Annotated in this window: 11 protein-coding genes and 1 pseudogene; 6 read left to right on the forward strand and 6 right to left on the reverse strand. The window is 59.3% G+C overall.

Annotation, left to right across the window (positions count from 1 at the left end; all coding sequences use genetic code 11):
• Window positions 1-17: 17 nt before the first annotated feature.
• Together QM649_RS05255 and QM649_RS05260 are read right to left on the reverse strand one after the other, a co-directional pair.
• Window positions 18-2,801 (reverse strand): DUF5695 domain-containing protein, encoded by a 2,784-nt coding sequence (locus QM649_RS05255; protein ID WP_415197967.1) that lies wholly within the window; start codon window positions 2,799-2,801, stop codon window positions 18-20.
• A gap of 173 nt (window positions 2,802-2,974) precedes the next feature.
• On the reverse strand, window positions 2,975-3,343 hold the full coding sequence (locus tag QM649_RS05260) for a helix-turn-helix domain-containing protein (protein ID WP_415197968.1): 369 nt from the start codon (window positions 3,341-3,343) through the stop codon (window positions 2,975-2,977).
• A gap of 587 nt (window positions 3,344-3,930) precedes the next feature.
• On the opposite strand from QM649_RS05260, the gene QM649_RS05265 reads away from it, so the two are divergent.
• Entirely contained in the window at window positions 3,931-4,101 is a 171-nt protein-coding gene (locus QM649_RS05265) for a hypothetical protein (protein WP_415197969.1), read from the forward strand.
• Between the two features lie 42 nt (window positions 4,102-4,143).
• Here the strand turns inward: QM649_RS05265 and QM649_RS05270 are convergent, their stop codons facing one another.
• Window positions 4,144-5,520 (reverse strand): hypothetical protein, encoded by a 1,377-nt coding sequence (locus tag QM649_RS05270; RefSeq protein WP_415197970.1) that lies wholly within the window; start codon window positions 5,518-5,520, stop codon window positions 4,144-4,146.
• 286 nt (window positions 5,521-5,806) lie between these two features.
• Here QM649_RS05270 and QM649_RS05275 point away from each other — a divergent pair, with 286 nt between their 5' ends.
• Complete coding sequence (locus QM649_RS05275; protein WP_415197971.1) at window positions 5,807-9,223, forward strand: carboxypeptidase regulatory-like domain-containing protein; 3,417 nt, start codon at window positions 5,807-5,809, stop codon at window positions 9,221-9,223.
• A gap of 81 nt (window positions 9,224-9,304) precedes the next feature.
• On the opposite strand, the gene QM649_RS05280 is transcribed toward QM649_RS05275, so the two are convergent.
• Window positions 9,305-11,662, reverse strand: coding sequence for a glycoside hydrolase family 3 N-terminal domain-containing protein (locus QM649_RS05280; RefSeq protein WP_415197972.1), 2,358 nt, complete (start codon window positions 11,660-11,662; stop codon window positions 9,305-9,307).
• A 207-nt stretch (window positions 11,663-11,869) separates the two neighbouring features.
• Here QM649_RS05280 and QM649_RS05285 point away from each other — a divergent pair, with 207 nt between their 5' ends.
• The 3 genes from QM649_RS05285 to QM649_RS05295 all read left to right on the forward strand — a co-directional run bounded on the left by QM649_RS05285 (window position 11,870) and on the right by QM649_RS05295 (window position 17,923).
• Complete coding sequence (locus QM649_RS05285) at window positions 11,870-12,118, forward strand: hypothetical protein (protein ID WP_415197973.1); 249 nt, start codon at window positions 11,870-11,872, stop codon at window positions 12,116-12,118.
• 42 nt (window positions 12,119-12,160) lie between these two features.
• Window positions 12,161-15,445 (forward strand): family 78 glycoside hydrolase catalytic domain, encoded by a 3,285-nt coding sequence (locus tag QM649_RS05290; protein ID WP_415197974.1) that lies wholly within the window; start codon window positions 12,161-12,163, stop codon window positions 15,443-15,445.
• A gap of 351 nt (window positions 15,446-15,796) precedes the next feature.
• Entirely contained in the window at window positions 15,797-17,923 is a 2,127-nt protein-coding gene (locus QM649_RS05295) for a glycoside hydrolase family 3 C-terminal domain-containing protein (RefSeq protein WP_415197975.1), read from the forward strand.
• 15 nt (window positions 17,924-17,938) lie between these two features.
• Here QM649_RS05295 and QM649_RS05300 read toward each other — a convergent pair whose 3' ends face one another.
• Window positions 17,939-20,428, reverse strand: coding sequence for a glycoside hydrolase family 3 C-terminal domain-containing protein (locus QM649_RS05300; RefSeq protein ID WP_415197976.1), 2,490 nt, complete (start codon window positions 20,426-20,428; stop codon window positions 17,939-17,941).
• Window positions 20,429-20,913: 485 nt separating this feature from the next.
• On the opposite strand from QM649_RS05300, the gene QM649_RS05305 reads away from it, so the two are divergent.
• Entirely contained in the window at window positions 20,914-22,083 is a 1,170-nt protein-coding gene (locus tag QM649_RS05305; protein WP_415197977.1) for a tetratricopeptide repeat protein, read from the forward strand.
• Between the two features lie 59 nt (window positions 22,084-22,142).
• Here the strand turns inward: QM649_RS05305 and QM649_RS05310 are convergent.
• A pseudogene (locus tag QM649_RS05310) lies at window positions 22,143-23,029 on the reverse strand (hypothetical protein); the annotation flags it as partial.

Here is a 23,029-nt window from a genome sequence, read left to right on the forward strand (position 1 = left end):
TGCCCTCTCATTTGTATTCACGCACTAAGAATTTCCACCTCTGCCTGTTCACTCGAAGCAGGCACTTGAAAGCGCGCAATGCCTGTTTCCGGCGAGAGCTCGATGCTCTGCCCGCCACAGCGCACGCGATAGTTTCCAGCGGGCAGTCCCGCGATCCGAAGCGTCATTTCACCGGTTGCATTTGGATCCGTTTCGACGTGAAACAGGAACCGCATCTTTCCCTTAGAGGATGTGATCGGCCGCTCCTTCGCAAACCTTGCACCGCCAATCTCGAGATCGATTTGTTGGCTCGATGTCCGCAGATGCAGCCTGCGGCGCAGGCCGTCGCGAGGCACAATCTCCAGCGAAGATCCACGGTCGCGCATTTCGCCACCGAAGCAGAACAGGCCGAAGACCGGATCGTCTGCAACGATCGTCGCCGCGGTACGCACGGCGCCGCAGTATCCAAGATCTGACTCGGACGAGTAGTACCAGGGACCGCGATGATGCGGCTGTCCCAGCCAGGTCATTCCATACGCCGCGGGCTCGAAGCCTCCGCCCGAGCCGCCATCGCTTTCTTCACCCGGGAACCAATAGCCGTAACCTGTTTCGGCCGTTCCGGTATTCATCAGGGCAAATGCGCTGAGGTAGCTTGCGTACCCAAGCCGCACGGTTGCATCCGGCACGCGGCGCTCATACAGCGCGTGATCGAGTACGGCCCAGCCTCCTAGTTGCGACATATAGGTCAGCGTAAAGCTGTCGCCAGCTCCTCCGCGATAGTCGCTGCCGTAGTAGTAATAGGCCTTCTCGACAACGCCCCGGCAGAAGAGGTTCGCCTGCATCTGCGTGAGAGCGAATTTCTTCGTTGCCTCTGCTGTAATCCCGGGCGTCTGCGGATGCGCAAGCGCGTATCGGGCAATCGCCTGCGTCGACTCGAAGCCAGTGGAGTCGAAGGCATACTCGGAGCCGAACAGATCCGGCTGGCCGCTGATGAAGAATGCAACTTTCTTTTCCCAGTGCGCGCGCAACGCAGCAGCCTCGTCATGCCTGCCATTTTCATCGAGCTCGTCGATCAGCTGCGGAATCACCAGTTCGTTATAGAAGCCTGTTTCATACGCCGACCACTGCGTCACTTCCATCGGCACCGTGAACATGGCCAGCGCCGTTCCGTAAGCGCGCTCCAGATACACGGACTTATCCAGCTTCATCGTGATGCCGGGATAGCCGCGCGCAATTTTGTACATGCTGAAGTACATCACCACGATGTGCGAGTAATCGTACGGCCGCCAGATATGAAGCTTGCCCTTCGGTCCCGGGTCCGAGCTATCCCGATTCTGCTTCCAGTCGAGAATTCCGTAGATGCCGTAGCTGTACTTCTCATCGGTTGTGCGCTGCAGTCCGCCCCATACAAAGCGATCGATATAGTGGTCGAGCGCTTCGACCTGCGCTGGATCGGGAAACTCAGCATTCTTGCTCGCGAGGAACGCAGGCTTGCTCAGCCCCGGATCGTCGCAGGTCACCTCGTATACACGCCAGCCCTTGATGCGGTCATAGTTCTCCGGGCCGAGCTGCACATGCGTATCCATCGCCCATTCGCACAGAAGACCGTCATACCACTTGCTCGCGTCACGCACCTGGTGCCTGGCAATAAACGCGGCTCGCTTGTGAAGCAGCGTCTCCACGGGCTCACACGCGAAGAACTCCAACCTCGTCTCACGTCCGTCCCGCTGACGCACGGTGAGCATGTTCTCACCCAGCGCTGCAAAGCTCACACGATACAGCTGCCGCCCATTGCGCTCCCCCAGCGGCTCAATCTTCGTTCGCTCCGGATGCTCGGCTTCAAGCGCCTGCACGCCGTCCTTCGAACGAATGGCTACACAGGTAGAGAGGTCACTCGGCACCGTCATGCCCGGTGCGACCTCCACATCCGGAAGGCCTGCGTCGACGATCCTCTCTCGCACTCCGGCGTAGTCGGATGCCCATGCAAGCTGAAAGGCATACGTCCGCACAGATCCTTTGGCACCTGCCGGAGGGAGTGTCTCACCGGTATGCGGCTGCCGCCATCGGCCTCCTCGCTGCGCAATCTCTTCGGCCGCAGCCACAGAATGCATATATGCCCGAAACACTGGCCGCTGCGCCCGGCCGTCAGCGGGTGCCGGCGTTTGTTGGCTTCCTTGCTCCGGCCGGCGATGAGCTGGCGTGTGATCCCAGTACTCGAGATGGGTACCGTGCTCCGGCGTCATCACCAGGTAGGGCCCTACGCTGTTCTTGCGCATCCAGAAGAGGTACGATCCATCACCTGAGATGAAATGATGCTTCAGCACCGACGCAGTCGGAGGTTCTTTCGCCGCGAAGCTCGAGTGCATCGGCAAAGGCACTGCGAGGTCACCAATCTCGAGCGGTTGTGAGCCCAGATTTTCGAGCGTGATCGTCCACTGCAAGAGCTGCCCTTGCGGTTCAAGCCGCGATGTCACCCGCAGCGCATCTCCCGACTCACCCTTTGCGCGATACTCGGCCGCAGTGCCTCCGCCCTCGGCAGGAAGCACCTTCGCCTCGATCCCCTTCTCGCTCGTTTGAAGCTGCTGCCACGCGCCGCTTCCGTTGCGCCAGCTAATGTCGATATGCCCCAGCGCCTGCCCGCTTGCCACATAGTTGGTTGGGAAGGCGTCGCCCGCAAAGCGAAGGCTCGTCAGCACACCGCCGCCTGACTCCAGGAGAAACGGTGACGCATTCAGCGATGCCGCGCGCGCCAGTGACGAAAGAGGCGCACTTGCCGCTACAGCCGCGGCTCCCAGCAGAAACTCCCTACGACTCGCGCCCATCGGCACCCCGCTCACTCCCAGATCAAAAGAACAGCAATAAGAACCAGACATCACGAAGGGATGCCTGGGCCAGCACAAGACCTGTCACGCCCACCATTTGCAGGCGAGACATGGTAGTGACACAGTGACGTGTGCGATTGATCTTATTCCATCAGCCTCTGTCGATCGATCTTTCAGCCGGCGAAGGAGAGAGACAGATCCGTCCGGTACTCCGTAGGCGTGACGCCGACAATGCGCTTGAAGGCTTTGATGAACGCACTCACGTTGTTATAGCCAACGGCAAAGCACGTCTCGGTGACGGACATTCCCTTCGAGAGTCTCTCGATCGCCACCAGGATTCGGAACTGCTGGCGCCATTGGCCGATGGTCATGCCTGTTTCGCGGTGAAATTCTCTCTGCAGGGAGCGCTCCGACATGCCGAGTTGCCGCGCCCATTCCTGCAGCGGCCGATCCTGCTCTGGGTTCTTGCTGATCTCGTCCACCAGACGGCTCAGGCGCGGATCCTGCGGCACCGGCAGATGCAGCGGCTGCTCCTGTGCCATTCTGATCTCGTCGACTAGGACCTCGAGAAAGCTCTTTCTGGCACGCTCAGAGGGTGGAGCATCCTTCCACGTCGCAACTCGCTGGACGAGATGCTCCAACAACGGGGACAGTGAGAGCACCATCGGGATTTTAGGCAGCGCCTCACACAGCAGCGGAGCGAGATACAGAGACCATCCACTGATCTGCCCGCCCGAACGCACCGAATGAGGATGCCCGGCAGGAATCCAGCCACATCTTCGGGGTGGGAAAAGCCATGAACCAGCTGTGGTTTCGACGATACAAAGACCGCTCTTGAGTGAAAACAGCTGTCCCTGGTCGTGCGCGTGAGCTTCCGTACTTCTGTGCTCCGTAAGATCGACGCGATATACGGACGCGTCTTCCACCACAACTCCGCGGATGGTCTTCGGTTTCGGCGCCTGGACAATTGGCATTTTCGGAATACTCTATGGCGCTTCCGGACGAGCGGGCCGCCTCCCAACAGCCTACCCTAAATAAGACCTGGCAAGTCGCATATTGAGCGAAGGCTTTGGCCCGGATGCATAAGGAGCCCTCAACCTCAGCCGACGGGGACAGGTTGGATATTCCGATGACGATTCCACCGAGTTCGGAGATGACTGCTTTGGAAGAAGAGATCCATTGGCTTGAGGCGCAGGTCGGAAGCCTTCGCCAGCTGCTCGCCGAGCTGCTGATACGCAATCAGCTTCTTCGCGAGGCGCTGGCGCTGCGCAAGACTTCAGCAGAGATTATCGCTCAATAATTCCTATCAAACTTTGGCCTGCGCCGGTGTGCATGCCGCTTTTTATCGACCGCGCACACGCTTTGCTGCAATCTCCGTGTAGGCAGAATTGCCCTGCAGGTTCCGCGTCGAGAGCAGCAGTTCGAAGGGTGGGATACTGCCGTCCGGGGCGGCGATTGACTCCAGCCAGTCGGAAAAGCGCCGGTCCTCGAGCACAAACTTTCCCGCCGACTGCGTGCCGGACATCCACAGGCCGCAAAGCACCAGCACCATGCCCTGCCCGCCTGGATTCGGGAGGTAGGCGATGTCTCCGTAGACGTTTGCCGCGCCGAGGTTGCCGTCGTCGTCGCGAGGGGTATAGGCCTGCAGTTCGCCGGGCTTCGGTGACCGATTCACGAAGAAAAAGTTTTTGCTGTTCCGCTTGGTCAGCACGAAGTTCATGGCAGGTTCGACCAACGACACCCAGGGGTTCGCTTCGCGTGAGCCGATGAGAATCAGATTGGCAGCCGCCGCATCTGCGGGTCGCAGGTCGCGCGCGAAGATCGTCGACGCATGATCGTGGTTCCACTCCGGCAGATGCGAGAGCTGCTCGGAGATCCCCTGGTCGATCACGCTCGTGTATCGGCGCGAGGCCAGATCCAGCGTAAGATCGCCCGATGCAGACGAGTGGATTCCCCTGGCGCGTGTGAAATCGCGATAATCCCCGCTCACATAGTCGGCGAGAGTCAGCTCCTGCTGGGTCAGCGTCTCGTAGAGCACCAGACCGCTGTCGCCGGTCACGATGAGCGTCTTTCCCGATTTTGGAAACAGGCTCTCCCAGAATCGCCGCTCCACTGCGGTCTGCCCGTCCGGCGCTGTAGCGCGATTCGCAACCGCTGCATCGTGGCGAAGATGGAGCACGACGGCGATCAGCAGGATGGCGGCGACAACACCGGCCACGAAGCCGGGTATCCATCTTTGCCAGGCCCAATGTTTTTCAGAAGAGAGAGCCAGCTCTGCTTCCGCGGCCGAAGAGTCGGCTTCCGTAGCGGCCTCGCCCGCTGCTACCGCCAAGGGCAATTCGGCCGGCTGCTCCACCGAATAGAAGCGTGGAATGTAGCTGCCTCGCGGAATTTCTAGCCGCAGCGTCTCCTCCGCGCCTTCGGTGCGGAAGTAGCGTTCCAGGCGCTGCCGCAGGCGTGTCGCGTGGGAGCGAACGATGCCGTCAACGGCGGAGTCATAGTTGCGGGCACGTCCGAAGACCTCCACGCCGATACGCTGCTCGTTGATCGCCTCCACCGGCTCGGTGATGGCCATCCGGCATACATAAAGGAGCAGCTTGGGCAGTTGTTCGGAGCGTGCGAAGGTTGCAGACTCGGCGATTCTCTTCGCAAGCGCCCAGCGCGGGTCGATCTGAGAAGGCTCGGCGATGTCTTCCTGAATGGAACTGGGGGACGTCACAGGTGTGTCCTTAGTAAAGAGCAATCGTGTGAATGCTGTATGAAACACGTGGCCTGCAACGGTTGCGAGGAAGCTCGTTGAACAACAGGTAAATCTCTTACGGGATAGAGCTTAGACACGCCACATCCCCTTTCACGGTGAAACAGCGAGGCGGCTACGTCGATACGCGCCCTAGAGTCAATCTGGCCTCACCCCCAAACCGCAAAGCGATAACCCACGAGGTGGAAGCCTGCCCAAAGGCGGGCTCCACACGAGACTTCCCTCTTACTTTTAAGGAGACAGTTCGATGCAACCCAGGAACCTGCGACGGTTCTTACCCCTGGCTCTGTCTGCCGTGTTGATCGCCGGCCATGGAGCGTTCGCCCAGACCACCGGCGGCAGCCTTACCGGAACCGTCCATGACTCCTCTGGCGGCGTGCTGAACGGCGCGGCGCTGACGGCGACGGAGACCTCCACCAATGCCCATCATCAGGCTGTGACCAATGAGCGCGGCGAGTACCAGTTCCTCGACCTGCCAACTGGCACCTATACCCTGCATGTCGAAGTCTCCGGCTTCGGCAGCTATGACCAGGCCGGTATCCGTCTTGAACTGAACCAGAACGCCACGCAGGATGTGACCCTCTCCGTGGGGCAGGTTCAGCAGAGTGTCAGCGTAAGTTCCGACGTCTCCGACCTCGACACGGTCTCATCCACGGTCAGCGCCGAGGTCAACGGAACATCCATCGCCAACCTGCCGCTGAACACCCGCGAATCCTACTCTCTGCTCGAACTCGTGCCCGGTTACACCGGGTCCATCGGGAATGACTATAACGCTGTCAGCTATTCGATCGACGGCGGCGACAACGAGTACGGCGACATCCTCGTCGACGGAACGCCCGCCGGGTTCCCTACCGTGAATGGCTATCAGGGCGTCGGCATCTTTCCCTCGGTGGACGCGATCGGCCAATTCCGCCTGCTCGCCCAGAACTATCCGGCGGAATATGGCCGCACGCTGGATGGCATTCTGAACGTGGTCTACAAATCCGGCACCAACCAGTTCCACGGAACGGCCTTCGAGTTCCTGCGGAACTCGGACATGGATGCCAACACTTTCTTTTCCAACCGCAACAACACCCCACTGCCTGCTTTCCATCGCAACCAGTTCGGCGGCATTCTCGATGGTCCGATCTTCCATGACAAGACGTTCTTCCTGGCCTCGACCGAGCTGCTTTTCCAGAACCAGTTCCAGTCACTGACGGCAACCGTGCCGACACTGGCGCAGCGGCAGGGGGACTTCTCCTCGACTTACGCCTCGAACGGGCAGCTCATCACGATCTACAACCCTTTCACTACCCGCCTGAACGCGGCAGGAACCGGGTACACGCGCGACGCTTTCGCTGGGAACATCATCCCGGCGAACATGATGAGCCAGGTAGCTCTGAAGGCCTTGAACTACTATCCGCTGCCCAATGTGACCGGCAACAGCACGACCAACGCCAACAACTATTACGCAACCGGAGCAACCGACACCGAGACGCTTGCCTGGGACGTCCGCATCGACCACACGCTGAACGATCGTGAGAAGATTTTCGGCCGCTACTCCAACCGCTACTACGATTCCGACCCCAGACCGCTCTTTCCCCAGGCCGACGCCGTGGCGGAAGGCCTCATCGATGGGCAGGACTTTTCGCGCGGCCTGACGTTGGGCTACACGGCCACACCCAATGCCCGGACGATCTTCGACGCCCGGCTGGGGTTCGCCCGCACCTTATATGAGTATGCGAATACCAGCCTCGGCTTCGATGAGACCAGCCTGGGCCTGCCATCTACGATCGATGCAGCCAGCGGCGTATCGCTCTTCCCGGTCTTCTCTCCCTCCGGCTATCAGGGCCTGGGCAATAACGGCTACCGCCATAACGCCTTCATGACGTACAGCCTGCTCTCTTCGCTGACCCTCGTCCGTGGCGAGCACGTCTTCAAGTTCGGCTTCGATGGCCGCATCATCCGCGTCAACGACAACGAGAGCGCGGACAGCTCGGGCAACTTCAGCTTCCCCACCAGCTGGACCCAGGGACCGGATCCGAACTCGGCCAGCGCCAACACGGGCAACGGCCTCGCCTCGATGCTGCTCGGTACAGGCACCGGCGACATGATCCAGGACTATAAGGACGTCGCTACGCAGAGTTTCTACTATGCCGGCTATGCACAGGACGACTGGCACATTCTGCCGAAACTTACTTTGAATTACGGTGTCCGCTACGACATCGACATGCCTCGCACCGAACGTTACAACCGCATGAACTACTTCGATCCGAGTGTGGCCTCGCCTCTGGCCAGCGCACTGCCCGGACTCACCGGCGGCCTTGTTTTTGTCGGCGTCGATGGCCGCAGCCGCTACCAGTACCACGTGGATGGAAACAACTTTGCTCCCCGCTTCGGCTTTGCGTGGTCTCCTCGCGAGACGACAGTCGTGCATGGCGGCGCAGGCATCGTCTATGGAGCTTCGAACCAGGCAGCAGCCGGCACCGTAGGTCCATACGGATGGCGCGTGCAAAATACCTGGGTCAGTTCGCTCGACGGCATCACTCCGTACAACACGCTCGATAACCCCTTCCCAGGCGGCTTCACCACTCCGCCCGGTGCTGCCGATGGCCTGTCTACCGGCGCGGGCGGTGCGATTGAAGGCGTCTATCAGAACTCGCCGTCGCCTTACACCGTGCAGTATGGCCTCGACATTCAGCAGTCGCTTCCCGGACAGATGACCTTCGACATCGCCTACGTGGGCAATCGGGGACGCAAGCTGCTGCAGAGCTACGAAGGCGGCATGGACTTCGATCAGCTTCCGACAGCGGATCTCTCCCTGGGTTCGGCATTGGACGATACCGTCGCCAATCCTTTCTACGGCACAATCACCAGCAACACCTTATCCGCATCGACCACCACGCGCGGTCAGCTGCTGAAGAAGTTTCCGCAGTTCACCAGCATGGAGCCGCTGCGCTACACCGGCGGCAACTCGCAGTATGACGGTCTGCAGGCCACGCTGAACAAGCGTCTCTCGAACGGCCTCCAGATTCAGGCCTCCTACGCATGGTCGAAGAACTACGCCAACGGCAGCGATCACCAGGACAGCTTCCACCCGATGGCCGACTACGCGATCGCATCACAGGATATTCGCCAGCGCTTCGTCGTCAGCTACATCTATCAGCTGCCGTTCGGACGCGGAAGGATGTTCGGCAGTGGCATTTCGCGCTGGGAAGATACGCTCTTCGGCGGATGGCAGGTTAACGGCATTACTACCGTCCAGGGCGGCAATCCTCTCTCGATCAGCGCCAGCAATACGCTCTCGAGCTTCAACTTCCAGACGCTGCGCGCGAATACAAACTTCCGCAATGCCAGCTTGTCCGGCTCGGTGAAGAACCGCCTCAACCGATACTTCAACACGGAAGACTTCAGCCAGCCCTCGGCCTTCACTCTCGGGGATGGACCGGCGTACTACGACAACCTGCGCTCGCCGGGGCTCAACAGCACGGACCTCTCACTCTTCAAAGAATTCCATGCCTACGAACGCCTCAAGGTGCAGTTCCGCGCCGAAGCCTTCAACGTGCTTAACCAGGTGCAGTTCAGCGGCCCGGACACAGGCGTGACAGACACAACCTTCGGCGAGATTACCTCGCAGGCCAACACGCCGCGCGAGATCCAGCTGGCTCTCAAGCTTCTCTTCTAACTTTTTACCTGCGCTTGGAGACGGAAGGCGGCCAGCTTTCCGTCTCATTTTTTTGTGCCGGAACTTCATCTTTTTTTGTGGCTATCGCGTCACGCGGAAGTGCGTTGCCAGCTCTGCTGTTGAGCTTCCACCGATGTACACCGTGTATTCGGTATCGCTTTCTACAACCTGCTGTGACTTCACGTTGTAGAAGGAGAGTTCCTCGAAGCCGAGAGGAAAGCGAACCGTACGCGTTTCACCGGGCTTGAGTGTGACTCGTGCGAATCCCTTCAGCGTTCGCACGGGCTGTTCCGTGCTTGCGCCGCGAACGTTGATGTAGCACTGCACAACCTCTGTGCCTTCGCGGCTGCCGGTATTCGTCACCTTCGCTGTTGCGATTATCGGCTGTGACTTTCGATCTGCCTCCAGAGCGTCCGCACTCAGCGTGTCATGCGAGATAGAGATATCGGCATAGCGGAACGTGGTATAGGTGAGACCGTGGCCGAAGGGAAAGAGCGCGTCATTCGGGACGTCCAGATACTTCGACACGTACTTGGTCTCGACATAGGCATTCGGATGGGCAGGATCGAACTTCTGTACCGGGCGGCCGGTGGGAAGCTGGTTATAGTAGAGAGGCTCCTGTCCTACGGCACGCGGGAAACTCATCGTCAGCTTGCCACTCGGCGCGGTCACTCCATAAAGAACATCGGCAATGGCAGGGCCGGTTTCCATGCCGGGGAACCACACCTCCATGATCGCGGGCACATGCGCCGCAGCCCAGTCGAGCACGAGCGGACGTCCAGAGAAAATAAGCAGGACGATCGGTTTTCCGGTAGCCTGCACGGCTTCGAGCAACTGCTGCTGATTGCCCGGCAGATCGAGATAGGCCCTCGAGCCAGCTTCGCCGCTCATGTCGCTCGATTCCCCCAGAGCCATCACCACCAGGTCTGCGCTCTGCGCCGCACTCACCGCTTCCGCGAACCCTGAGGTCGAGGTCCCGGTAATGTCCGTTCCCTTCGCGTAGAGAATCGAATTCCCATGCTCGCTCGCACGCTGGGTCAGCGTCTCCCGCAGTGTTCTCACATCGTCGAAGTTGTTGGCTCCGGACCATGCCCCGACCATGTCCTTCGAGTCATCCGCGAGAGGCCCGATCAGGGCCAGCTTTCGCGCCTGCGCGGCGAGCGGAAGAAGTGGCTGGCCATTTACCGGCTGGTTCTGCAGCAGGACAAAGGATTCTTCGGCCGCACGCCGCGCCAGAGCCCTGTGCTCCGGCACAGCCTTTGTCACTTCAGGACCTTCCGTGAACGGATGATCGAACAAACCCAGCGCGAACTTCACACGAAGCACCCGCCGCACCGCTTCATCCACGACCGACATCGGCACCTTGCCGGATGAAATCAGTGCAGGCAGTTCGACGTCATAGAAGTGCGCGTTCATGTCGATGTCCACGCCTGCGGTGAACGCCTTCTCGGTTGCAGAGGCCGCATCGAGGGCAATGCCGTGATGCGTCAGCTCCATGACCGCGGTGTAGTCGGAAACGACCGGGCCATCGAAGCCCCATTCGTCACGGAGGATGGTCTGCAACAGATAGGGATTGGCACTCGCAGGCACGCCATTGAGCGAGTTGAAGGCAGACATGATCGTTGCCGAGCCGGCTTCCACCGCTGCGTGGTATGGCTGGAGATAGACCTGACGCAACAGGAGATCGCTCATGTCCGTTGTGTTGTACTCGCGTCCCGCTTCGGCAGCTCCGTAAGCGGCAAAATGCTTAACCGAGGCAGCGACCGAGGAGGGGTCGGAGAGGCTGGCTCCCTGATAGCCGTGGATGTACGCCCGGGCGATAGCCGACCCCAGATACGGATCTTCGCCCGCGCCTTCGGTGCAGCGGCCCCATCGTGCATCCCGCGCGATATCGACCATCGGAGAGTAGACCCAGTTCACGCCCGCGGTACGCGCCTCTACCGCAGCCATGTGGGCGAGCTCGGTAATCATCTCGGGATCCCAGCTGGACGCTGTTCCAAGCGGAACGGGAAAGATGGTGCGAAAGCCGTGGATGACATCGGCTCCGAAGAGCAGCGGAATGTGAAGCCGGGTGTTGTCGACGGCGGCATGCTGGAAGTGGTTGGTGAGGCCCTGCCCCACGGTATTCAGCATGGAGCCCAGCTCACCTTTCTGCGCGAGCTCGTAGCTGTCGACACCTCCAGGACCCGGCGGATTCACATTCAGCGCAGCGGTGCCAGGCCCCACGCTCTTGTCCGGGTGGGCCTCGGTCGCGCTGTACTGGACGAGCTGACCGATCTTTTCCTGAAGCGTCATGCGTGCCAGGAGCGCATTGACCTTGCGCTCGATCTCCGGGCTCGCGAGCTGCGCGTTCGATGGCGCAGGTGAAGCCGTCTGCGCAAAAGTCCATCCACCTGCCAGCAACGTGCCACATAGAAAAGCCGTTCGCAACCGCGTCATGTCCAAGAACTCCTTCCGTGAGGGACCACTCCCTCTCTCTGATGCTGCTTCCCTCAGCAGCCAGCGATGTAATCCCCTTCCATGTTCAGATGATTTTGCTTCGCATGCAATCGGACGAGCAGGGAGGCTGGAGCACCTCGAACGGCCTCTTTTTGAGGGACTCTTGCAAACCGGGAGGGCAGCTGTCGACTTCTATGTGCAAGGCGGATGGCAGTACTCCTTGAAGCATATCCGCCAGATTTCACCCACGATGCAGTATTCTTTCGGCATGCAGTGAGAAATGGTCTGCCGATCTCTGCGGGATCTGCTGCCCTTTCCACTGAACGATCTCAATCCACGCCGCATCTCGCAGGCCCCGATACCGGGGTGAACGACACGACCTTCGGCCAGATCACCAACTTCGCGCAGACCAACATCCCGAGAAACATTCAGCTGTCGCTGCGCTTCCATTTCTGAGGCGCAGCACCACCCCCGAAAAGATGAGAACTGATGTTTGAGATGAAGAATCGACTGGTCGTCCCTGCAGCCCTTTGCCTTCTGCTTCCAATCGCCGCGCACGCTGTACCTGCACAGCCCGCGCGGCCCTTCGCCCTGGAGTGCGACAATCTCGCAACGCCGCTCGGAGACGATAACGCCGCACCGCGCCTGAGCTGGAAGCTTGCCGACAGCCGCTCCGGCGCGGTGCAGACAGCGTATCGCATCGTGGTCGCCACGAAGCCGGCACTGCTTGCCTCTACCCATGCGGATGTGTGGAACAGCGGAAAGATTTCTTCTTCCGAATCTGTGAATGTTGCCTACGCCGGTCCGGCTCTCAAGCCGGAGACACGCTATTACTGGCGCGTGGAAGTATGGGACCAGCATGGCAAGGCATACCCTGCGAGTGAAGTCAGCTGGTGGGAGACGGGCCTGATGAAGCAGGACTGGACGGGCCAGTGGATCGGCTATGAAGACCGCGAGCAGCATGCGATTCGCGAAGCGCACGCCGATTGGGTGACGAATCCCAACATTGAAGACTCTAAGAAGCAGCAGCCACCGATCAAGGGGCCCGTGCGTCATGAGCTGAGATTCGGCTTCGATCTGACTGCGAGAGTGAAGAAGGCGACGCTCTACGCTACCGGCGAAGACACGCCATCGGCCTGGGTGAACGGCACTCAGGTCATTACGCCCTGGGCTCCCGCGCCGTGGGGCCGTCTGCCATGGCGCACCTATCGCCACGTGGATGTAACCGATCGCCTGAGCGCCGGCCACAACCTGCTTGCTGTCGAGGTTACACACTTCGGCGACGGTGGCGCGATCACACCGATGAACGCGATTCTCTATGTCGAAGGCACCGATGGCAGTGTTCACACGTATGCCACGGGCAAGAGCGACTGGAAGTCCAGCCTTCAGGCTCCCGATGGCTGGCAGCAACCGAATTTTGACGATCAAAGCTGGAAGCCCGCGGTTGTGTATCCCATGGTGCACGATGCCTTCGGCGCGACGGAAAGACTTGGCCTTCCGCTGCCTACACAGGCGGTGGCGAGTCTGCGCCACGGCTTTGTGCTGGATAAGCCCATCGCCGAAGCGCGCCTCTATGCGACCGCGCTTGGCGCGTATCAGTTCGACATCAACGGACAGCGCGTGAGCGATGACTTCCTCGCGCCGGGCTGGACCGACTTCCGCCAGCGCGCTTATTACCAGACTTACGATGTGACTCGCCTGCTGACGCATGGCAGCAACGCCATCGGCGCCCTGCTTGCCCCGGGATGGTATTCGACGCCGCTGGAATGGGTAGGACAGGGCAATAATTACGGATGGACGCAGGCCGCGCTTCGCGCACAGCTGAGAATTACGTATCGCGACGGCTCGACACAGTGGATCTCGACTGGACCGGACTGGAAGGCCGACACCTCCTCGATCAAGTTCGCAGAGATTTACGATGGCGAAACCGAGGATGCACGCGATGCGCAGCCGGGCTGGGATAAGCCTGCGTTCAAGGATGCAGACTGGCACGAGGCCATGCTCGTAGAGCCGGAGAACGATCCGAAGCTCGAGTGGCAGTCTTTCCAGCCGATCCGCGCGGAGCGCTCGATGGAGCCCATCGCGGTCACGCATCCGAAGCCGGGTGTGACCATTTATGACTTTGGCCAGAACATGGCCGCGGTGCCGCGCATCACCGTTGCGGGCAAGAACGGCGAGACGATGCAGTTACGCTTCGCCGAACTGCTGAATCCAGATGGCACGCTGTATGTCGCCAACCTGCGCAATGCCAAGGCTACCGATCGATACACCTTCGCCTCGTCCGCGACGGTAACGTTTGAGCCACGCTTCACCTTCCATGGCTTCCGCTACATGGAGATCACAGGCGTTCCTGCGCCGAGCGCACCGCACGCAGTTCAGGCGATTGTTCTCCACACCGACGCGCCTTTCGACGTTACATTCAGCACCGGCAATGCGATGCTCAACCAGCTCTGGCATAACATCCAGTGGGGTCAGCGCTCAAACTTTGTCGGCACGCCCACTGACTGCCCGCAGCGCGATGAACGCCTGGGTTGGTCGGCGGATGCGCAGGTCTTCTGGCGCACGGCATCTTATGACATGGACCTAGCTGCATTCTCGCGCAAATATTCTGGGGACCTTGATGGCTCGCTCGGCAAAGCAGGCATGTTCGGCATCTATGCGCCGGGCACAACGAAAGTGAACACCGGCTATGGTCCGGGATGGAGCGATGCCGGCGTCATCGTCCCGTGGACCTCGTGGCTGCAGAACCGCGATACGGAGATCCTGAAGCAGGCATGGCCCGCCATGACACGCTACATGGATACCATCGCAGCCTCGAACCCCGATTTTCTCTTCCACAAAAACATGGGCATCGAGTTCGGGGACTGGCTGTCACCGGAAGGCTCGACCACTGAACCACTGCTGGCGACGGCCTACTGGGCTTATGACGCACAGCTGATGGCGGAGATGGCGCATGCCCTCGGCAACGATGCCGACGAGCAGAAGTATCGCGACCTGTTCGAGAAGGTTCGCTCGGCGTTCCAGAAGGCATACGTGCATGAGGACGGCGTTGTGGGCTGGAAGCCGGATCAGCCTCCCGCTGCCGGAAAGCCTGCCTTGGTACAGACACAGACGGGCTATGCTCTCGCGCTCTACATGAACCTTATGCCGGAAGAGATGCGGGCGCAGGCGGCGCAGCACCTTGTCGACCGCATTGCTGCGAATCACTGGCTCATCGGCACCGGCTTTCTGGGCACGCCGTATCTGCTCGAGGTGCTGAGCCAGACCGGGCACAGCGATGTAGCCTACCGCATGCTGCTCAACACCGAATATCCGTCATGGGGTTACATGGTGGAGCACGGCGCAACGACAATGTGGGAGCGGTGGAACGGGGACAAGATGCTCGGCGACCCCGGCATGAATTCCTTCAACCACTATGCCTACGGCGCGGTGGCGGAGTGGCTCTATCGCTACGCGGCCGGCGTGGATGCGACGCCGCTCGATGCGGGCTACCACACCATCGTGTTGCATCCGCAGTTCGACACTCGCATCGGCCATCTCGACTTCGAGTACAAGTCTGCGTATGGAGCTATCCGCTCCAGCTGGGTCGCGAAGGATAGCGGAACGAACTGGACTGTGACTATTCCGCCGAACACTTCCGCGAAGCTCGAGATGGGCGGTGCGGCGAAAGACAGCCTGCTGAAGCAGGGCGCACAGGCGGACAATGCCTCCTGCGATGCAGCTGGTGCCTGCCAGCTCATACTGCCGGCAGGTACTTATCATGTTAACCTTCCAGCGAAATAAGTATCGTCTCCATGAATCCTACCTCGCGGCGAAGAACCCGGTTCTTCGCCGCGATTTCTTTTGTTCACAGAATTTTTATCCACCGGACGAAGATGAAGCTGGTTGCCATGGCCTGATACAGGCCGCTCTTGACAACCCTGGCCTGTTGCAATGAGCCTGTTTACGGCCTACTTACGGGGGATATTTCTGATCACGACACGTTCATCCCATCGATCTGCAGGAGTGGGGAAACTCGTCCTTGCATGCCTGAGCACAGCGCTCTTTTTACCAGCCGCCATTGCGCAACAGACTCCCAACTTTCGTAATCCTTCCCTCACTCCTGACGCTCGCATCCAGGACCTTCTCTCGCGCATGACGCTCGAGGAGAAGATCGATTGCCTCAGCACCAACACGGCGATACCTCGTCTTGGGGTGAAGAGCTTTGGCAGCTCCGAGGGAATTCATGGTGTCGTACAGCGCGGCAATGAAGAGCACCACCGGGAGCCTATTTATACCACGCAGTTTCCGCAGCCGCCCGGCATGGGCGAGACTTGGGATCCCGATCTGGTGCGCCAGGCCGCGGCCGTCGAAGGATCGGAAGCCCGGTATATCTCCGAACAGCCACGCTACGACCATCCCATCTATATGCTGTGGGGGCCGCAGGCGGACCTGGCACGCGACCCGCGCTGGGGCCGTAGTGAAGAAGTCTATGGAGAAGACCCCTTCTTCAACGGCACCATGGTAGTCAACTTCGTTCATGGTCTGCAGGGCGACGATCCGAATCACTGGCAGGCCGCGGCGCTTCTGAAACACTTCCTTGCGAACTCGAACGAAGACCTGCGCACGAAATCAGACTCGGTGTTCGATGCGCGCCTGTTCTGGGAGTATTATTCTGTTCCCTTCCGCATGGGCTTTGTGGATGGCGGCGCGCGCGGCGTGATGGCGAGCTACAACGCATGGAACAGCACACCGATGGCTGTGAATCCTATTCTTAAATCCATCGTGGAAGATCAGTGGGGCGTCGACGTCCTTTCTTCGGACGGCGGCGCGGTCAAATTGCTCTGGACCGACCACAAACGTTTTCCGGACCAGAAGGCAGCAGTGATTGCCTGTCTGCACGCGGGTATCAACCAGTTTCTCGACACCTATAAAGACGAAACCATGGCCGCAGTGAAAGAGGGCTCCGTAACTGAGGCGGAGATCGATGGACTGCTGCGGCGCAAGTTCGTGATCTCACTCAAGCTCGGCCTGCTCAATCCCGGCCAGGAATTTAAGCCTGCCTTAAACACCGCCAGTAGTGATGCGCAACCGCCAGCGGGTGTGCCTGCATCCGCAAACCAGCAGCAGGCATCTGCGGAACAGACATCTCCCGAGCCATGGAACAGCGATGAGCATCATGCTGTTTCCCAGAAGATGGCGCTTGAGTCCGTGGTGCTCCTGAAGAACGAAAACAATGCTCTGCCTCTCGACAAGAAGGCGATCAAGTCGATTGCCGTGATCGGTCCGCTCGCCGATTCTGTGCATTGGGACTGGTACGGCGGCTATCCGCCCTATGCGGTCACACCGCTCGATGGCATCAAGGCGGCTGTCGGTCCATATGTGCGCGTGAACTATGCAGCCAGCGAAGCAAATCAGGCTGCTATCGACGCTGCACGCCAATCCGATGTCGCCATTGTTGTCGTCGGCAACGATCCCACCTGCGGACCGGATATGGCGCGCGACTGGCATGCCACCGTCGATGGCGGCGGTACCCTACCGTGCACCGTACCATCCGATGGCCGCGAGGGGCGGGACCGGGAGACGCTCACGCTGGAGCAGGAGCAGCTGGTCAAGCAGGTCTACGCGGTGAATCCTCACACGGTGATGGTGCTGATCTCAAGCTTCCCGTACACCATCAACTGGAGCGAGCAGTATCTGCCGGCGATCCTGCATATGACGCATGCCTCACAGGACGAGGGCACAGCGCTGGCCAAGGTTCTGTTTGGAGATTACAACCCTGCCGGACGATTGGTAACTACGTGGCCATCATCGCTCGATCAGCTTCCTCCGATGATGGACTACAACATTCGCGATGGCCGCACCTATATGTACTTCAAGGATAAGCCGCTCTACCCTTTCGGCTATGGCCTCAGCTACACCACATTTCGCTATAGCAACCTGCGCCTGAGCAAGGCATCGCTCCATGGCGGCGAGGAGCTTACTGCCACTGTGGATGTTACAAATACCGGATCACGCGATGGAGATGAAGTCGTACAACTCTATATCTCCCACCTGAACTCCAAGGTGCCGCGCGCGAAGGAAGAGCTCAAAGGCTTTCGTCGCGTGCCCGTGCCTGCAGGACAGACGGTCTCCGTACAGATCGCATTGAAGGCCAGCGACCTCGCTTACTGGAACGAGAAGGAGAATCAGTGGGCGCTCGAAGGTGACCGTGTCGATATACGCATCGGCGCTTCTTCCGCGGATATCCGGCTGCACCAGGAGATTCCTGTGCAGCCGTGATATCGCGGGCACGCTTTACTCCGGCAGCGTAACGGTGCCGTGGACCACGAATGATCCGCTGAGGGTCGGTGCTCCGTTATTCGGCTGACCTCCGCCGACTGACACTGCGTACTTGCCCTCGGCGATGATCGGTTCACCCGCCTCTGTCACCATGCTCAGATCACGCGGTCTGAGTTGGAAGTGTACTGTCTTCGATTCGCCGGGCTCCAGATGCACACGCTCAAAGCCTCGGAGCGCGCGCAGTGGAGCTCCCGGAACATTCGGGAAGGTGAGATAGAGCTGCGAGACTTCATCGCCCGGCAGCTTGCCGGTATTCGTCACCGTTGCCTCAGCGGAGATTGCCTGGCCTGCTTCCACCGTACCGGAGGGTAGCTTGAGATCCCGATAGGCGAAGGTTGTGTAGCTAAGCCCGTAGCCGAATGGGTACAACGGCGTGCCTGTGAAATAGCGGTAGGTGCGCCCTTTCATTCCATAGTCTTCAAACGGCGGGAGCTGATCGACTCCGGTGTAGAACGTAACCGGCAAACGCCCAGCGGGGTTGTTTTTCCCCGAAAGCGTTTCGGCCACAGCAGTACCGCCTTCTTCGCCGGCATACCAGGAATCGATGATGGCGTTGACGTGCTTGCTGGCCCAGTTGACCGCTAGCGCGCTGCCGTTCGTAAGGACGAGGACGACAGGCTTGCCTGTACTCACCAATTGCTCGAGCAGCTCCTGCTCCGGCGCCGGTAGCTCGATGCTGGTGCGATCGCCACCTTTAAAGCCCGGCTCACTCACCTGCATCTCTTCTCCTTCGAGCTCACTGCTGATGCCCAGTACCGCGATCACTACATTCGCCTGCTTTGCTGCCTCAATGGCCGCAGGCTGCGGTTTGAGATCCACCTTCGCCCATACCAGCTGCGCGACGGCCTTTCCGGTGGCAGGAGGTGTGTATTCCACGTGAAGCGCAGCGGGCTTGCCTGCTTCAAGATGCACACGCCCCAGCTTGGCCTGGTTCGGATCGCCTTCGTAGGATGAAGTGACACTCTTTCCGTCCACGCGGATGCGGAAGAAGCCGCTCGCCTTCAGCCCAAGGTTGTAATCTCCGGTCTCCGGCGCGGTGAGCGTGCCGTCCCAACTGACAGCGAGTGGATGCACATCGGCAACTTCGGTAGGAAGCGGCTCGGCGCCTATCTCGAGGCTGGAGACAATTCGCGTCACCAACGGTTTCGTCGACGCAAGACTATTGATGTCACTCATGTCCAAACTGGAGTAACTCACTCGAATGCCGGGTTTACCGTCGACCACGAGCGCGGAGACAGGAACCGGCTCGGCCGCATGACTGAGGAATTGCGTGCCGGGTTCGTATTGAATCGTGGCTCCGGCGAATTCCTTGCGGATGCCTTCCAGGATAGAAACCGTGTGAGTCGGAGTTCCGTTGTAATTGCCGAGCAGAACCTTTGTTTGTTCCGCCAGCGGGCCAACTACGGCCAGCTTTACGCCGGAGCTCTTCAACGGAAGTGTGCCGTCATTCTTCAGCAGGACCATGGACTCGTCAGCGATCCTGCGTGCGAGATCCCGATGTGCAGAGCTGTTCAACTCGGCCTCATCGATTTTTGTATATGGCACCATGGACGGCGGATCGAACATGCCGAGCTGAATGCGCGCGGTGAATAGCCGGATCAGCGCGGTGTCGATATCGCTTTCCTTCAAATATCCCTGCTTCACAGCATCGAGATAGGGCTTGTAGTCGTGGTCATCCTTGACCTTGAAGGTGAAGTCGACGCACTCGTTATCCATCCCTCGCTTCAGGCTTGTTGCAGAGGCCTCCGGCTGCGAAGCGTCGAAATGATGATTGCGGTAGATATCGACGACCGCGCCGCAATCCGAGACGACGTAGCCTTTGAAACCCCACTTGCCGCGCAGCTGATCTTCGAGCAGGAACTCATTCGCGCATGCAGGCTGGCCATTGATGCTGTTATATGCGCACATCACCGAACCAGCCTTTGCTTCTGTTACCGTGGCGCGGAAGGCCGGAAGATACGTATCGATCTCGTCATGCTTACTCACCGTTACATCGGCGGTGTGCCGCGTCGACTCCGGTCCGGAATGGACAGCGTAGTGCTTCGGGGTGGAAATCACGCGATAGTAGCGAGGGTCTTCGCCCTGCATTCCGGTGACAAAGGCCACGCCCATGCGTGCGGTGAGATATGGATCCTCACCGTAGGTCTCCTGCCCGCGCCCCCAACGGGGGTCGCGAAAGATGTTGATGTTTGGAGCCCAGAAATCGAGCCCCTCAAAGATGTCGCTGTGTCCTCCATTCTTACGGACTGCCTGTTCGTGCTTGATACGGCCTTCGGTTGCGATGACCACGGCCATGCGATGAATCGCATCGGTATCGAAGGTCGCGGCCAATCCGACCGGCTCCGGAAACTCGGTGGTGCCATCACGAGCGACTCCGTGCAGCGATTCGCTCCACCAGTCATAGGAGGGGATGCTGAGGCGAGGAATGGCCCTGGCCTGATTCACAAGCTGTGAGGCCTTTTCCTCAAGTGTCAAGCGATGTACGAGGTCCGCGGCACGCTCCGCGGCGGGAAGCTTCGTATCCAGATAGGGTGCATTTTGAGCATGCGCATGGGTGGCAGCTGCGGAGAGACCGAGCAGAAGGCAGGAAAAAGGAAGAACCGCAAACCAGGATCTCCTAAGCAGAGTGAAGATTGGACGGGCGAAGCGGATTCGAAAGTTTCTATCAATTAAATCGATTTTGTACGACACGCGAACTCTCCATTCTCCAATGATCCGATTGGCTACGACTAAGGCTCTTTGTACGGAAGTCGACGCCGGTTGCACCGCCGCCCGATTGCGTTGAGAAGTATAGCTCCCGAAGAGCAAGCCAGGACAACTCCAAATCTCCTGTCAGATTCCGCACGACAGCTGCGTTGCAAGACAGTAGACTCTCGGGGATGAATTCTTTGCCAAGGAATGCTTCCCCTATCACCGCAATGCGCCTGCGCATGGGAAGTTTACGGAGGTTTCGACCGCTGCTTTGCTTGCTTCTGTTGCACTGCTACGTTTCTACAGGGCATGCTCGACAGATCCCGGCTCAGGCTGTCGACAAGGCGCTGGCGGCGGAAGCTACGGCACATATGAATGCCGGCCAGTTCTCCGATGCGGAAGCTCTCTGGAGACAGCTCACCCAGGCCGAGCCACGCAATGCAGCGGCGCATGCGAGTCTCGCGTTGTCTCTCGCACACCAGGACAAGCTTGCTGACGCCGTCGTGGAATATCATCGCTCGCTCGCACTCGTTCCTCATCAGCCGATTGTCAGCATGGACCTCGGTCTGGCGGAGTTCAAGCTTGGACATTTCGACAAGGCTCTCGCCGCCTTCCAGTCGCCCGGAACTGTACAGCAGGGCGATCCCCGTATTCCTGTGCTGCTCGGCATGTCGTACTTCGGTCTCCATCACTACCCTGAGGCCATTGGCTATCTCCGGAAGGCGGTCGACGCGGATACGAACAATACTGAACTGCGCGGCGTGCTTGCCAAGAGCTGCTTGTGGAGCAAGCAGTACGATTGCGCGCTGGCCGAATTTCAGCAGATTCTGCGCATCAATCCAGATGCCGTCCAGGCGCATATGATGCTGGCCGAAGCATATGATGCGATGGAGAAAAAGCCTGAAGCCATTGCCGAGTTGCAGACCGCGGAACGTACTTCGCCCGGCGAGCCGCTGTTGCACTTTGAGCTGGGATACCTCTATTACACCGGGCATGATTACGACAGAGCCTCTGACGAGCTTCAAGCTGAACTTCATAACAATCCACAATCTGCGTTGGCGAACGCTTACCTCGGAGATATCGCGTTGCACAACAACGACGATGCCGCGGCCGAACAATATCTGAACGCTGCACTCCGTTACGACCCAAGCCTGCGCCTGGTTTATTTCGATCTCGGTTGTGTCTATGCCGACCGGCAACAGAATCAGCAGGCGCTCAATGCTTTTCTCCATGCCGAACAGATGGACCCGACGCAGCCCGACGCGCACTACCGTCTTGCCCGTGTATATAAGGCTCTCGGCCAACAGGACAAAGCGAATGCCGAGTTTGCAAAGACGCGTACATTGCATGCGAAAGACGATGAATCTCTGATTGAGCGAGTGTCAGGCAAGGGCAGCTCCAATCAGTGAGAGAACAGGCGCCTGAAGTTTAGGATTCAAGCGCCCGCAAGGAAATACAGCGGACTCGATCAGAACTTGATCTTCGCCCCGAGCTGCAGCGTGCGTGCGTCGTAAGAACCTGTCACCTGTCCGAAATTCGAGTCGGCCGTATTCGCATCTATTGCATTGAACTCTGTGTGGTTGAAGGTATTGAAAGACTCGAAGCGGATTTCCAGCGTCGCACCTTCATTCGGCGCCAGCGGGAAACTCTTAAACAGCGAGAGATTCGTGTTAAAGAGACCCGGCAACACCACTGCATCCTTACCTGCGTTGCCGAAGCCCTGATTGCCTCCACCGTTCCACGGCGCTACAGGATTAGCGAAGGAGCTGGTCGAGAACCATTCCAGACGCTTCTTGGGATAGCTCACCCCAGCTACCTTGTCCGGGCGATTCGTTGTGCCTCCCCCCAGACCCAGTGTGTCCGATCCGGTGTATGTCAGCGGTTGCGGAGAGCCTGACTCAACCACGGTCACACCTGAAATCTGCCAACCTCCGAGAACCGTCTTCTCCAGCAGGTTTCCACTCGAGGTGAAGAATGGCAGGCTGTAAATATAGTTCGCGTTGAAGATGTGGCGGCGATCGAGCGAGCCAGAGCCACGATCGTAAGCGGCATTGAAGGGATTGGAGAGTCCGGTGAGATCGCTGCTAACTTCGTCGATCTCATGCGAGAACGTATATGCGAGCTGCAAGGTTACGCCATGCTTGTTTTCGATTCTCACTCCTGCCTGCAAGGAGTGGTAGCTGAAGTTTGTGCTGTTCTCCTCCTGCGTGATCGTGCTGTAGCCCGGATAGATGCGATAGAGGTTGGCGTTGAGCGTGCCGTTGGCCACCCCCTCCCTGTCCGTAAGGTCTCCGAGGGGCAGCGTGTTGATCGAGCGGTCGAGCTCTTCGGCGCCGGCAGCCTGGACGCGCGCCA

Source organism: Silvibacterium sp. (assembly GCF_047605705.1).
GTDB lineage: Bacteria > Acidobacteriota > Terriglobia > Terriglobales > Acidobacteriaceae > Silvibacterium.

Coding starts and splice junctions, on each gene's coding strand:
- QM649_RS05255 (WP_415197967.1), bottom strand. CDS start 2,801: ATGGGCGCGAGTCGTAGGGAGTTTCTGCTGGGAGCCGCGGCTGTAGCG.
- QM649_RS05260 (WP_415197968.1), bottom strand. CDS start 3,343: ATGGCACAGGAGCAGCCGCTGCATCTGCCGGTGCCGCAGGATCCGCGC.
- QM649_RS05265 (WP_415197969.1), top strand. CDS start 3,931: ATGACGATTCCACCGAGTTCGGAGATGACTGCTTTGGAAGAAGAGATC.
- QM649_RS05275 (WP_415197971.1), top strand. CDS start 5,807: ATGCAACCCAGGAACCTGCGACGGTTCTTACCCCTGGCTCTGTCTGCC.
- QM649_RS05280 (WP_415197972.1), bottom strand. CDS start 11,662: ATGACGCGGTTGCGAACGGCTTTTCTATGTGGCACGTTGCTGGCAGGT.
- QM649_RS05285 (WP_415197973.1), top strand. CDS start 11,870: ATGGCAGTACTCCTTGAAGCATATCCGCCAGATTTCACCCACGATGCA.
- QM649_RS05290 (WP_415197974.1), top strand. CDS start 12,161: ATGAAGAATCGACTGGTCGTCCCTGCAGCCCTTTGCCTTCTGCTTCCA.
- QM649_RS05295 (WP_415197975.1), top strand. CDS start 15,797: ATGACGCTCGAGGAGAAGATCGATTGCCTCAGCACCAACACGGCGATA.
- QM649_RS05305 (WP_415197977.1), top strand. CDS start 20,914: ATGGGAAGTTTACGGAGGTTTCGACCGCTGCTTTGCTTGCTTCTGTTG.